This is a genomic window from Desulfobacterales bacterium (assembly GCA_034003325.1).
Classification (GTDB): Bacteria; Desulfobacterota; Desulfobacteria; order Desulfobacterales; family JAFDDL01; genus JAVEYW01.
Genome location: JAVEYW010000016.1, coordinates 46030 through 57895, shown reverse-complemented (window position 1 = coordinate 57895; position 11866 = coordinate 46030). Strand labels below are relative to the sequence as shown.

The following is an 11866-nucleotide window of genomic DNA, read 5'->3' as shown; positions in this document are numbered from 1 at the left end:
GCTTTTTCCCGTATGGACCATTGAATTAAAACAAAGCAGGCGAAGGTACGAATTTCCATTGAAGCCGCATATAGAATTGAGAACATACTTAAAAGGAGGACTTTTTTTATGAAGACGCTAATTGGTGGGGCAATTGCGGCCGTTTTGGGCCTTATCGGCATATCTGTCTGGTGGAAGCCGTTTCTGGACTTACTGGCGGGCTCAATCCCGGCCATGTTGCTGATGGGGGGCGGTCTGGCATTGTACCTCGGGTTTGACGAGTTGAAAGATACATGGAAAAGCAATGAAAAAAGCAAGGGTGATGCCGGTGACGACAATCCCGAAAATTATAAAAAAGAGATCGACGATTTGAAAAAAGAGATTGAAACACTGAAAACCAAGGCATAAATCGCCTTATCCGATATCAAGCGCCCTGCATTTATTTTAAGATATTGCAGGGCGCTTTTTTGTGCCCGGAATCTTAATGCCTTCTTAAAATGCCCGGTTTATCCGTTTCAATACAGTAGATACGTTTCTCGTAATTGGTGAAATTCAGCCGTTTTCCCCATCCAGGATGCTTCTACTTTATCAATATTCTCTAGTCGTTCAATTTGTTTCCGAATGCGGCAATCCCCGAGAATCAGGTCGATGGGAAGCCTGGAATATTCATATTCATAAGGGGGGGCTTTCCATGAAAAATCTTTCCGGTGCAGGCCGATAATGGTCTGCATGAGTAAGAGGGTGGTTCGGTAGGGCCTGAATGTCGCCCGGTCCGTGACATGGAGTTGAAACCCGCGGCACAACCTTCCCTGCCATTTGTTGCTGGTGGGCTCAAAGCCGAGCGCTCTCAGGATGACACCCGGCATACTTGATTCCTGAATATGATCGAGAATTTTGCCGGTATTCAGAAACGGCGCACCAAAGAGTTCGAACGGCTGAGTGGTTCCCCGGCCTTCGGAGATATTGGTGCCTTCCCAAATAACCTGGCCCGGATATACCAGTGCGGAAATCGGCGTCGGCAAATTCGGCGACGGGGCCACCCAGGGGAGACCGGTGTCTTCAAAATACATGGCCCTGCGCCACCCTTTTATGGGAATGACCGAAAGATCGCAGCCGATGCCATAGGCATGGTTGAACAACCGGGCCAGCTCACCAATGGTCATGCCGTGTCGCATGGGAATGGGAAAGCGCCCCACGAACGAAGCGCAATCCTTTGAAAGGCAATTTCCCTCGACCGCAAGACCCCCCACGGGATTGGGCCGGTCAAGCACAATCACCGTTTTTCCGTATTTGCGGGCCGCCTCCAGGCAATAGCTCATGGTGTAAATGAACGTATAGACACGTGTGCCCGCATCCTGCAAGTCGATGAGAAGGGTGTCGATGGAATCGAACATTTCCTCGGTGGGTTTCCGGGTTTTTCCGTAAAGGCTATAAACGGGGATACCCAATGCCTCATCCCGCAGGTTTGCCGATTCGATCATGTTATCCTGTTTTTCGGAAAAAAAGCCGTGCTGGGGCGAAAAAAGTGTGGTTAGCTGTCCCGGAAAGCGCTGGTGAATCAAATCCCGGGCATGTTGAAGCGCTGAATTGACGGAAGCCGGGTTGCACAAAAGCCCCAGGCGCTGTCCGTGGATTGTTTTGGGCGGTGCCGTCAAGAAGTGTTCAAGGCCGGTTTGAATGGTTGGATTCATGCGGTTTCCTTGGGACAAATCGCTTCAATAAGCATTTGCATTGTTTTTTTTCCGTTCCACCGGTTCCAGCGAAGCCGGTACGCGATTTTTTCCAGATATTCCGGAAAGGCGCAGCCCGTATCGACATTAAACTGTATGGCGCTTATGACTTGATCGGTTTTTGCGCCCGGTTGCATTAAGCTCATTCTGCGATGGGCATTGCCGATGAGTTGAGAATAGGTAACCTTTAGATTGCGGGACATAAAAAGGGGTTCCGGGGTTCCTTCGCCGAAAGGCTGCAACTTTTCCAGTTCATCCGCCAGCCGTGGAGAAATCTGATCAAAACTCAGTTCCTGATCAATGGTCAGAACAGGGATAAACGCCGATAGTTCGGTTTGGGCTTTAACAATCGCTTCAAATTCGCGGGTGAATCCGGAAATATTTTCCCGCTTGATGGACAGCCCTGCCGCACGGGCATGTCCACCAAAGCTTTCCAGGTAATTTTCGGTCAGTTTCAGCCCCTCGTACAGATTGAACCCGGGAATGCTCCTGGCAGAGCCTTTGCCGGCGCCATTTCGGGTGGAAATCAGAATCACGGGCCGATAGTATCGATCGGCCAACTTGGCTGCAACGATACCGAGAACCCCTTCATGCCACCGGGTGTCGGAAAGGATAATGGCGGGGCGTTGGGTTAAGTCCGGATAGGATAACGGCAGGCGGTCTCGAATTTGTTTTAAAATATCTTTTTCGATCGATTGCCGTTTCGCATTCATCCCATTGAGCGTATCGGCGATCGTTCTTGCTTGCGCCGAATCCCGGGTTGTCAGCAGTTCGATGGCGCATTGGGCGTGATCAATTCTGCCGGCCGCGTTGAGGCGGGGTGCTAACCGGTAGGAGATATCATCTTCGCTGGCAACCGGGTCGCGAACGGCCGCAGCCGAGAGCAATGCCTGAATACCGGGCCGAAGACCGGCATTGATCACCTCCAGCCCGATTTTGGTGAGAATCCGGTTTTCTCCGGTAAGGGGGACAATGTCTGCCACAGTTCCCAGTGCCACCAAATCACAGGCGTTTTTTAAGTTCGGTTCGGGCCGATCCATCCAAAATCCCATGTCTCTTAAGTACTTACGCAGGCAGATGAGAACGAAATACACCACCCCGACACCGGCCGCGTCGTCGAATCCGGCGGTGCAATCCGTGCGCTTGGGATTGATCACGGCGAAGGCATCGGGCAGTGTTTCCGGAACTTGGTGGTGGTCCGTGATGATCAGATCGATTCCCGCTTGCTTGGCCGCAATGGCCGCTTTGTGACTGCTTATTCCGCAATCCACTGTGATAAGCAGTTGATAGTGATTGGGTGCGACGTAATCGTGAATGTGTTTTTCTCGAAGCCCGTATCCTTCAGAGACCCGATGCGGCACGTAATAGTCCACGAGTCCGCCGGCTGCGCGTAGAAACTCATAAAGCAGTACCGTTGCGCTGATACCGTCCACATCGTAGTCCCCGAAGATATGAATTTTTTCTTTCCGGACAATCGCGGCGTGTATTCTGCGGACGGCCCGGTCCATATCCTTGATGCCGAATGGTGAGCGAAGATTTTTTAACGCTGCATGAATGAAGGCCTGCGCGTCGGCAAAAGAGGAAAGGTTGCGATTTACCAGAACACCCGCCGTAACCGGGTGGCATTTGAGGGCCTCACACAAGTGCCGCACGGTTTCTTTGTCCGGCGTCAGAATCTGCCACTGCTCTTTCATAGATCCGCGATATACCCCAAAACAGGCAATTCGACAATCATAAATGTTCCCTGTGGGCTTTTTGGCGGGTGGTCAGGATTTAGGTTGAAATAAAAAGGAAGATGGTGTTACCCTGATAAAAAAGATGGAGACAAATCGCTTATTCACGCCATGGAAACACTGAAACGATACTATCGAATGGATCGCAGGGCGATTTACCTGCTTCGGTTCCTGTTGGAAGCCTATGACGGCATTGCAGGCCTTAGCACGTTGGATTCAAAGGACGGATTGGTGGTACTTTATGTGGCGCCCGGATGTGAACCAGAGACAGATGCGCTAATTGAAGAAATGCAACAAGAGGCGATGATGCGGCCGATTGCGGCGATGAAAGAAGCAGAAGAAAACGAGCTGTTGACTCGTTGTGAAATGCTTTTGAGAAATAGTGAATGAAAAAAAAATACCTATATATTCAGACCATCGGATGCCAGATGAATGTGTATGATTCCGATCAGATGGCCCAAAGTCTTGGTGCGGTGGGGTTTGAGAGGACCGAGACGATTGAGGCGGCGGATGTCATTTTGCTCAACACCTGTTCCGTGCGGGAAAAAGCCGAACAAAAAGCCTTTAGTTTTTTGGGGCGGCTGGCGGAGTTAAAGGGAAAAAAGCCCGAACTGATTATCGGCGTGGGCGGATGTGTTGCCCAGCAGGAGGGTGAAAAAATTCTTCGTCGGGTTTCTCATGTTGACCTTGTTTTCGGAACCCGGACGATTCATCGGCTGCCGGAAATGGTTCAGAAAATTGCCGAAAAAAAATGCCGCATCGTCGATCTGGAGATGGCTGAAACGTGCATGGAACAGGCCCCGGAAAAAAGAGGCGTCCTTGATGCACGGCCGTCTCGGTTTGTCACCATTATGCGGGGATGTGATAATTATTGCGCCTATTGTGTCGTCCCCTTTGTCCGGGGCCGTGAAACCAGCCGGGAACCTGAAAAAATACTGGCGGAGATTAAATCCCTGGTCGCGGCCGGCGCCGGCGAAATTACGCTGCTCGGGCAAAACGTCAACAGTTACGGAAAAAAAGAGGGGCTATGCTCCTTTCCCGAGTTGCTGGCGCAGGTCAATGAAATTAAAGGGCTTGTTCGAATTCGGTTTACCACGAGCCATCCCAAGGATCTCTCAGATGAACTGATGGATGCGTTCGCTCGGCTTGACAAACTGTGCCATCATATTCATCTTCCGGTTCAGTCGGGGTCAAATCGCATTTTGCAGATAATGAACCGTCGCTACACGCGGGAAATGTATCTGGAGAAAATCCGCAAATTGCGTGCCGCGTGCCGGGATATCGCGGTTTCGTCGGATTTTATCGTGGGCTTTCCCGGTGAAACGCGTGCCGATTTTGAAGATACCCTTGGTTTAATTAAAACCGTTCAATACGACAGCGTGTTTGCATTTATATATTCAGACCGACCCCATGCGCCGGCAGTCCATTTTAAAGGAAAGCTTCCCGAAGAAGAGAGAAAAGAAAGACTTCAGGAATTGCTGGCTCTTCAAAGCCGGATTACCGACGAAAAGAACCGGGCGATGGTCGGTTCCATCGTGAGCGTTCTGGTCGAGGGACCGAGCAAGCAACATGGCGGCGTTGAGGGGTGGGGAATTTCATCGACCCCGCAATGGAGCGGACGGACAACCGGTAATAAAATTGTTAATTTTTCCGTTGAGGATAAGGCGGCTTGTTTTGACTTGACCGGAACTCTGGTGGATGTTCGAGTTGAAAGGGCGATGGCTCATTCTTTGTGGGGAAGACCTTGCGGTTCGGACCTTTCATTGTCCCCCAAGAAAGGAGTTAACAGCTATGCTGCATAAAGCCAGTGTTGCGGGCATGACCATGGATCCGGCATCGAACAGTCCGATTATTTTTCTTAAAACGGAGGATGACGGCGAGGTCATCCCCATTTGGATTGGGCTCCTTGAGGCCACCTCCATCGCCTCGGTGCTGCAAAGCATCAAATTTGATAGGCCGATGACGCATGATCTGTTTAAAAATGTCCTGGAACGGGTACAGGTCGATTTGTTAAAAGTAGAAATCTGCGATATTCATGACAATACGTTTTTTGCCCGCCTTCATTTTGCCTCTGATGCGTCGCGATTTGAAATGGATGCAAGACCCAGTGATGCCATCGCCATCGCCCTGCGGTTGAGCGCGCCGATTTATATTGACGACAAGGTGATCGAAAAATCGAAAATACAGGGGCCGGAAGGCGAGCTGACCGATAAGAGCCTGGAGGGCAAGAAGTGGGCGGAATATTTAGAAAGCCTTTCTCCGGACGCTTTTGGAAAATATAAAATTTGACGAAACGGTCATCTGTTTTCAGTGGTGAATTTTCCAAAAAATTCTCAAATTTAAGTACTCAAATTTAAGTTGACAAATGGGAAAATTGGTATTATTCCGCTGTATCGAGAAAAAAACCGTCCCCTGCGCTGTTAATATTTTCCTAATGCTGTTGTGGTCTGATTGTGGGTACTGTTCTAGTTATTGATGATGAGAAAGCCATTACCGACATGCTGCATCGGGCATTGACCCGTTTTGGCTTTGAGGTGCTGGTTGCGGTAGGTGGTGAGCAAGGCGTTGCGCTGTTTGATCAATTCCATATTGATGTCGTTTTGACGGATGTGATGATGCCCCGATTTGGTGGTGTCGAGGTTGTTAACCATATTCGCAGGTCGGATAAAAAAAAGACCCCCGTTATCGCCATGTCCGGAACCCCTGCACTTTTGGGGACGCATGATTTTGATTTGATACTCCCCAAACCCTTTTCCATATATGAACTTTTGGCGCATCTTCGGCGGGTTTTCCCGGAAGGCGTAGGACCTAATTCTGCCGGGCATAATTGATCACCTGGTTTAGAATCGTATCCAGGTCCGTTTTGGGCTCAAATCCAACGGCTTTCCGTATTTTATCGATGCCCGGCACCCGCCGCTGCATATCCTCAAAATCTTTTTCGAACACCTCATCATAAGGGATAATCTTTATAATCGACTCGGATTGCGCCGCCGCGATAGTTTTTTCAGCCAACTGTAAAATGGTGGTTTCTTCATCCCCTCCGATATTAAACACTTCTCCGGCCGTGTGGTTCGAATCCATAAGCGATATGAGTGCCTGAACCACGTCTTTGACGTACGTGAAGGTGCGAGTTTGTGTGCCGTCGCCATACACTTGGAGCGGCTCGTTTTTAAGCGCCTGGCTGACGAATCTGGGCAACACCATCCCGTATGCGCCGGTTTGGCGGGGCCCTACCGTATTGAACAGGCGGGCGATGACCACTTCGAGTCCCTTGGTGCGATAATAGGCCAGCGCCGTAAATTCATCGATTAATTTTGAGGCTGCATAGCTCCACCGGAATTTGGTAGACGGCCCATAAATAATATTATCGGTTTCGACCAAGGGCGCATGCGTATGCTTTCCGTAGACCTCCGATGAGGAAGCGATCAATACCTTTTTTTTAAATTTGGCGCAGAGCTCAAGTACGTTTTCCGTTCCATGAATATTGACTTTGATGGATTCAAGTGGGTTGTCAAGTATGTAGCGAACGCCGACCGCAGCGGCCAAGTGAAAGACAACATCGCAAGTCCCTACTAACTCCAGCATCAGATCGTAGTTAAAAATGGTGTCCGTGTACATGTGAAGCCGGTTTTTATATCGTACATCTTTCTGAAACAATTTTATATTATTCAGGGCGCCGGTTGACAGATTATCAACGATATACACCGTGTCCCCGTTTTTCAAGTATGCTTCTGTGAGGTGTGATCCGATAAATCCGGCGCCGCCGGTGATTAAAACACGCATGCCGAGCTCCTGTTCATATCATTGGGCAAAAAAACGCCACTTTCTACTGAAGATGGGTAAAATACGCAATTAATATTTCCCGCTGTTCCTTGATTATGTCGACGGTGTTGATTACCATAGGCTAAGTTAAAAGGAAATAAGCGGGTGTCTCCTAATCCGGCAAAGCCGGATGCTGGAATGCTGGGATGCATAAAAGCAATCTTTCACCTTCGGCGAATATACACGCAAAAGCGTGCATGTTGCTGATACGGGGTTTAATCAATAAGGAATGCAGTGCCCGATTTACCCGCAAAAAGGAGGATGCCATGAACAACTCGAAGACCTTTACCTGTGAAAATTGCGGCAGCCGGAAAGTGCTTGCCGATTCGAAAGACTCTCCCCCGAAATGTTGCGGCCGGCAGATGACGGTGCTGCCCCTGCCGGTATGTGAATTGTCCACCACGGCCGAACACGCCAGGTTGGCCGAATCCATAGAGCCGTGTGATGATGGCCGTTCGGGCGCTTAAAGAAATAGACCATTTTCGTAAATAACGGTTCTGCCACCTGATTTCAAATGGGCGGTGACGCGTTTGGGTTGTGTATTGACAAGATCCCAGTGAAGTGCCGAGTGGTTGAAACCCAATTTTTTCTTCAGTTCGGGCGTAAGAGAGGCGGGGGCGCCGTTAAATGAGTCAGAATAGGACGCACCGAGCGCAATATGGCAATTCCCGAATTTCCCACCGTAATTTTCGTCATAAAGGGTGTTTGCCATAAAGGCATTGATTCGGGAAAAGCGTTTATCGGTCAATGAGAATTCGCCAATTCGGCACGCGCCGCTGTCCATGGAGAGCTGATGGTTGACGAACGCCTCACCCACCTCGGCGCGGACGGAGACGGCTTTTCCATTGGCAAATTCAAGCCGGACCCCCCGGACATAGTTTCCGCTGCGATAAGAGGGTTGGTCCGCGTAGTAGCGGCCGTGCGTGCCGTGCCAATCGGGTGAAAGAAAAAGCTCAAAACTCGGTATGTTATGCCCTGAAATGCCGAGCCATTTTCTTTTCGCGCCGGGAGTGACCGTTAAATCGACATCGCTTGACTCGATATGGAAATGGTCGATGGCCAGCCGGTTGAGCCGATCTTTTATTTCGCCGGCCGCGCGATGAATTTCGCGCCAGTGATGGACAGGGTCTTTCCGGTCCAGAAAGCACGCTTTTGCGATTTGAGCGCCGTAGGCTTTTATGCCCATGCCCGCCTGACGGGATAGTTCCGCTGTGGGCAGCGTACACAAGGTCCAACTGAAAAGCCCCTTTTCCTCGCGGCTGTCTAAAATGTCCCTCAGGTATTTCTTAGCGACGGTTGCTTTCGCGATTTTTGACGGATCCGTATCCGCAAGGTGCGTGATAGACACCGGGGCATGGAGAAAAATGCTGCCGTTGAGATGTTGGTACAAGGCATCATCGCCGGGTACGCGAAAGACGAGTTGCTTTGAATTGGCCGATGTGTAGAACTGCTTTTCCATAACCGGCGTTAAGCCCGCCCGCTGAATCGGATGAATTCCCATTTCAAGCAGCTTGGCGTACAAAATTTCGGCCAGCCGAATCGCCGGCATATCATACCGGATTAAAACGACCTCATTTTTTTTGATTCGGCCATTACGGGCGGTGTGAAGCCCCCACAGCAAAACGTCCGCATAACGCTGAAGTTGTTTTTCCGTCAGCATGGATTGTCCTCCATTAGTATGTACCTATTTGAGAATCCCATCGCTCGGCCAGCTGCCGCTTTCGAATGGATAAACTATCATCAATTTCTGAATCATTCGATGCCATCCTTTAGAAAGAACCGGTGGTATTCGGATTCCGAGAGATTTTCTTTGAGCATTCGGTTGATCAGGTTGAAAATATCTTCCAGGGCACGATTCGGCAATTTAGGAATCAGGTGCTTGATCAGCGCATCGTCGCTGAATTTTTGCAGATAATAAATCACCGTGTTTTCATCGGTTTGCCGGTCCAGTCCAAATCCAACCAGGCCGGCATATTCCTCTACAAAAGTGTGAGAGTGGATTCCCATGTCATTGCATCCGCGGTAAATGGTTCAAAGCCCTGTCACCTGGTGGCATATTTCAGGTGCGCGACAAGGTATGACGATTGCCTGAACCATACGGTAACGTATCGGTCCGGTCAAGCGGGCTTCATAAAAAAAGTGAAATGCGAACGGGCAAGCAAGCCAAGGCTTTTTGCTTGACGGGATGGGCGAAAAGCGCTTATTCCCTGTTCACTTGCAACAAGAGACTTTGATCACAATGAATTCACCCTTTGCCACCATTCAAACGACTCCCGATATGACCCTGCGTTATGGATTTTGGCCGTCCGAAACCGAGCGGCGCCGGGGAACCCTGTTGCTTTTAAACGGCCGTGCCGAGTTTATGGAGAAGCATTTGGAAACCGTCGGGGAATTGAACGAACGCGGGTTTGATGTTTACAGCCTGGATTGGCGGGGGCAGGGCGGATCTTTACGCCAGCTTCCAGACCCCCACAAGGGGTATGTAGCCTGTTATGAAGATTATCTTGCCGATTTGTCGGTTTTTTATCGGAAGATCCTTCATCCCCGAGGTCATCGGCCCCTCTTTCTTCTGGCTCACTCCATGGGGGGGCATATCGCGCTAAGATTTTTTCGTGCGCAGCCCGATGCCTTTAGTAAAGCGGCGCTTATATCCCCGATGATCGATATCCACACCTCCCCGTTGCCGGCGTCTGTGGCGAGAGTAATCACCCGCTTTGCCATTCAGGGTGGTTTCGCCGAACAGGTTTGCTTCGGCGCCGGGGGATATTCCGAAAAACGGGTGCGTTTTAAAAACAACCCGCTGACTTCGGATGCCCGGCGCTTTTGGGCGGCGCAGGATATTATGAGGCAGAACCCTCACCTGACTGTTGGCAGCGTCACCTGGGCATGGCTGGCAGCCACGTTTCGATCTATTGACCGGTTGAAGCGAAAAGGGGAGGCGGAGCGTATACAAACGCCCTTGTTAATGATCTGTGCGCAGAAGGACCGAATTGTTTCCCTGTCTGCGCAACGCTTGATTTCGTTACGCCTGCCGAATTGCCGGTTTACAATTCTGCCGGGTGCCCGGCATGAAATTTTATGCGAAACCGATGCGATTCGGGCCTGTTTTTGGAAGGAATTCGATGCGTTTTTCGGAAAAAAGGGTTTACCATAAGCCTTTTTATTTTTCCCCTTTCTTTTTTATAAGAGTTACTATATAGGAAAAACGACTGATTCGAAAAAACACCCATGACGAATATGGTTTTGATTTTATTAACCAGACACATTTTCACGCCCCAGTTGATTGCGTTCGCTCCATATAGTCACAGGCGAAGATTCGCCTTTCCATCAAAAATTGATGTGCGGTCTTGCCGGCCCTTCGTGTTACTGAGACGCAGGCAGTGTGTTATAAGCCACTTAATCGGGAAAGAATAAGATGATCGACAAGGAATTTAATAAAGAATTTAATGATGAACCCGGCATGATGCGACCCGATGAGGAAGAAAATTATTTTGAACCCAACCCTTACGAATCGTCGAAGCGGCGTAATCGCTCTGTTTCTCAAAAGTTTTTCAGCCGTGCGGAAACCCCTTTTATCGTCATTGGCGCGTTGTTGCTCCTTTTCATTCTGATATTTCTTGTCTTCAGCCGAAAGGACGCAACGGATGAAACCGAACCCAAGTTTGCGCTTTTAGAAGAGCGACTGGCGAGACTGGAAGAGCAAATGGCGACGATTCCGGAAATTAACGGGGTGGTGGGTAAACTTGAAAAGCAAGTGGCGATCTCTGAACGGTATGCGGATCGGTTTGAGCATATGGAGGCGTCCATTACCATGATGACGGATAAATTGGCCCGGGATTTGGCGGAGCTGAAAAAGGTATCGTCGCAGCCCGTGAAAAAGGACGCCCCTGCGCCTGCGCCGGTTCGCGCAGAGAAGCGTCCCGCGCCCGTAAGCAAGCCCGTTTATCATGTCGTTAGCGCCAAGGAAACCCTGTATAGTATCAGCAGACGCTATAATTCGACGGTGGATGAATTGCGGCGTTTAAACAAGCTTTCCGAAAATGACGCCATTCAGCCCGGTCAGAAACTGGTGGTTAAAATAGGCAATGGGAAAAAATAATAAGGGTTGCCGATCAATCACCCGTATTGCCGCGGGGTGCCGTGCCGCAAGTGCGTGGCTCTTTTTTGTCAGCGTGATGATTGATTGCCGGCCGGCGCTTTGCCAACACATCTATCGATGGGAAAATGACCGAGGGGAGGCTTTTTACAGCAATGTGTCTGCCCCGAAGGAATCGAATTCATACCCTGTTCTTCTAATCAAGGAGGAACGGGGTGACGTGCCGTCCCCTGAAAATGCTGCTAAAAATGGTTCTGCCGGCGTAAGATTATCAACGGGCGGAATGGCCGGCGTCCGCGATGCATCCCTTCCATCCCCGACCGATCGGTTGCGGGAGCGAATAAGCAGCAGAAAAATAGAAATCGGCGAAATGGAACGACATCTGGCGAAACGATCTCATGACGAGCGGTTGCGAAGAAATCTGATGCGAAAAAAGCGGTATCTTGCGGAAGAGCTGAAGTGTTTATCTGAACTTAACCCCTGATGAAGTTGTAAACGGCAGCAAA

14 protein-coding genes are annotated in these 11866 nt (G+C 50.0%); 9 read left to right on the top strand and 5 right to left on the bottom strand.

From position 1 onward, the window contains the following. Nucleotides 1-108 precede the first annotated feature (108 nt). On the top strand, nucleotides 109-387 hold the full coding sequence (locus RBT11_16020) for a hypothetical protein (protein MDX9788286.1): 279 nt from the start codon (nucleotides 109-111) through the stop codon (nucleotides 385-387). A gap of 107 nt (nucleotides 388-494) precedes the next feature. Here the strand turns inward: RBT11_16020 and RBT11_16015 are convergent, their stop codons facing one another. Together RBT11_16015 and recJ are read right to left on the bottom strand one after the other, a co-directional pair. Then, nucleotides 495-1670, bottom strand: a complete 1176-nt coding sequence (locus RBT11_16015) for a DUF1343 domain-containing protein (GenBank protein MDX9788285.1) — start codon at nucleotides 1668-1670, stop codon at nucleotides 495-497. Next, nucleotides 1667-3403 carry a single-stranded-DNA-specific exonuclease RecJ gene (gene recJ, locus RBT11_16010; GenBank protein ID MDX9788284.1) on the bottom strand — a complete coding sequence of 579 codons (1737 nt, stop codon included), beginning with the start codon at nucleotides 3401-3403 and terminating at the stop codon, nucleotides 1667-1669. Before recJ ends, RBT11_16015 begins: the two co-directional genes overlap by 4 nt. Nucleotides 3404-3553: 150 nt before the next feature. Between recJ and RBT11_16005 the strand changes: the two genes are divergently transcribed. From RBT11_16005 to RBT11_15990, 4 genes are all read left to right on the top strand, one after another. Beyond that, a complete protein-coding gene (locus RBT11_16005; protein ID MDX9788283.1) occupies nucleotides 3554-3832 on the top strand; it encodes a DUF4911 domain-containing protein in 279 nt (92 codons plus the stop codon). Further along, complete coding sequence (miaB, locus tag RBT11_16000) at nucleotides 3829-5244, top strand: tRNA (N6-isopentenyl adenosine(37)-C2)-methylthiotransferase MiaB (GenBank protein MDX9788282.1); 1416 nt, start codon at nucleotides 3829-3831, stop codon at nucleotides 5242-5244. Before RBT11_16005 ends, miaB begins: the two co-directional genes overlap by 4 nt. Next, nucleotides 5234-5731 carry a bifunctional nuclease family protein gene (locus RBT11_15995; protein MDX9788281.1) on the top strand — a complete coding sequence of 166 codons (498 nt, stop codon included), beginning with the start codon at nucleotides 5234-5236 and terminating at the stop codon, nucleotides 5729-5731. Before miaB ends, RBT11_15995 begins: the two co-directional genes overlap by 11 nt. Nucleotides 5732-5895: 164 nt before the next feature. Then, nucleotides 5896-6273, top strand: a complete 378-nt coding sequence (locus tag RBT11_15990; GenBank protein ID MDX9788280.1) for a response regulator — start codon at nucleotides 5896-5898, stop codon at nucleotides 6271-6273. On the opposite strand, the gene RBT11_15985 is transcribed toward RBT11_15990, so the two are convergent. Next, nucleotides 6251-7225: a GDP-mannose 4,6-dehydratase gene (locus RBT11_15985; GenBank protein MDX9788279.1), complete on the bottom strand. Its 975-nt coding sequence runs from the start codon at nucleotides 7223-7225 to the stop codon at nucleotides 6251-6253. The two genes, RBT11_15990 and RBT11_15985, sit on opposite strands and share 23 nt — an antisense overlap. Before the next feature lie 305 nt (nucleotides 7226-7530). On the opposite strand from RBT11_15985, the gene RBT11_15980 reads away from it, so the two are divergent. Continuing rightward, nucleotides 7531-7731: a hypothetical protein gene (locus tag RBT11_15980; protein MDX9788278.1), complete on the top strand. Its 201-nt coding sequence runs from the start codon at nucleotides 7531-7533 to the stop codon at nucleotides 7729-7731. Here the strand turns inward: RBT11_15980 and RBT11_15975 are convergent. Together RBT11_15975 and RBT11_15970 are read right to left on the bottom strand one after the other, a co-directional pair. Beyond that, nucleotides 7728-8924 (bottom strand): aminopeptidase, encoded by a 1197-nt coding sequence (locus tag RBT11_15975; protein MDX9788277.1) that lies wholly within the window; start codon nucleotides 8922-8924, stop codon nucleotides 7728-7730. The two genes, RBT11_15980 and RBT11_15975, sit on opposite strands and share 4 nt — an antisense overlap. Before the next feature lie 92 nt (nucleotides 8925-9016). Next, nucleotides 9017-9271 (bottom strand): cytoplasmic protein, encoded by a 255-nt coding sequence (locus RBT11_15970; GenBank protein ID MDX9788276.1) that lies wholly within the window; start codon nucleotides 9269-9271, stop codon nucleotides 9017-9019. Between the two features lie 232 nt (nucleotides 9272-9503). On the opposite strand from RBT11_15970, the gene RBT11_15965 reads away from it, so the two are divergent. The 3 genes from RBT11_15965 to RBT11_15955 all read left to right on the top strand — a co-directional run bounded on the left by RBT11_15965 (nucleotide 9504) and on the right by RBT11_15955 (nucleotide 11844). Beyond that, nucleotides 9504-10418, top strand: coding sequence for an alpha/beta hydrolase (locus RBT11_15965; protein MDX9788275.1), 915 nt, complete (start codon nucleotides 9504-9506; stop codon nucleotides 10416-10418). Nucleotides 10419-10679: 261 nt separating this feature from the next. Continuing rightward, the gene (locus RBT11_15960) at nucleotides 10680-11363 is read left to right on the top strand and encodes a LysM domain-containing protein (protein MDX9788274.1); all 684 of its coding nucleotides are present in this window, start codon (nucleotides 10680-10682) and stop codon (nucleotides 11361-11363) included. Then, nucleotides 11350-11844, top strand: coding sequence for a hypothetical protein (locus RBT11_15955; protein ID MDX9788273.1), 495 nt, complete (start codon nucleotides 11350-11352; stop codon nucleotides 11842-11844). Before RBT11_15960 ends, RBT11_15955 begins: the two co-directional genes overlap by 14 nt. Nucleotides 11845-11866 lie beyond the last annotated feature (22 nt).

Excerpts from the sequence above, each read along its gene's own strand:
- RBT11_16020 (MDX9788286.1), top strand. The coding sequence starts at position 109 with ATGAAGACGCTAATTGGTGGGGCAATTGCGGCCGTTTTGGGCCTTATC.
- RBT11_16015 (MDX9788285.1), bottom strand. The coding sequence starts at position 1,670 with ATGAATCCAACCATTCAAACCGGCCTTGAACACTTCTTGACGGCACCG.
- recJ (MDX9788284.1), bottom strand. The coding sequence starts at position 3,403 with ATGAAAGAGCAGTGGCAGATTCTGACGCCGGACAAAGAAACCGTGCGG.
- RBT11_16005 (MDX9788283.1), top strand. The coding sequence starts at position 3,554 with ATGGAAACACTGAAACGATACTATCGAATGGATCGCAGGGCGATTTAC.
- miaB (MDX9788282.1), top strand. The coding sequence starts at position 3,829 with ATGAAAAAAAAATACCTATATATTCAGACCATCGGATGCCAGATGAAT.
- RBT11_15995 (MDX9788281.1), top strand. The coding sequence starts at position 5,234 with ATGCTGCATAAAGCCAGTGTTGCGGGCATGACCATGGATCCGGCATCG.
- RBT11_15985 (MDX9788279.1), bottom strand. The coding sequence starts at position 7,225 with ATGCGTGTTTTAATCACCGGCGGCGCCGGATTTATCGGATCACACCTC.
- RBT11_15980 (MDX9788278.1), top strand. The coding sequence starts at position 7,531 with ATGAACAACTCGAAGACCTTTACCTGTGAAAATTGCGGCAGCCGGAAA.
- RBT11_15975 (MDX9788277.1), bottom strand. The coding sequence starts at position 8,924 with ATGCTGACGGAAAAACAACTTCAGCGTTATGCGGACGTTTTGCTGTGG.
- RBT11_15970 (MDX9788276.1), bottom strand. The coding sequence starts at position 9,271 with ATGGGAATCCACTCTCACACTTTTGTAGAGGAATATGCCGGCCTGGTT.
- RBT11_15965 (MDX9788275.1), top strand. The coding sequence starts at position 9,504 with ATGAATTCACCCTTTGCCACCATTCAAACGACTCCCGATATGACCCTG.
- RBT11_15960 (MDX9788274.1), top strand. The coding sequence starts at position 10,680 with ATGATCGACAAGGAATTTAATAAAGAATTTAATGATGAACCCGGCATG.
- RBT11_15955 (MDX9788273.1), top strand. The coding sequence starts at position 11,350 with ATGGGAAAAAATAATAAGGGTTGCCGATCAATCACCCGTATTGCCGCG.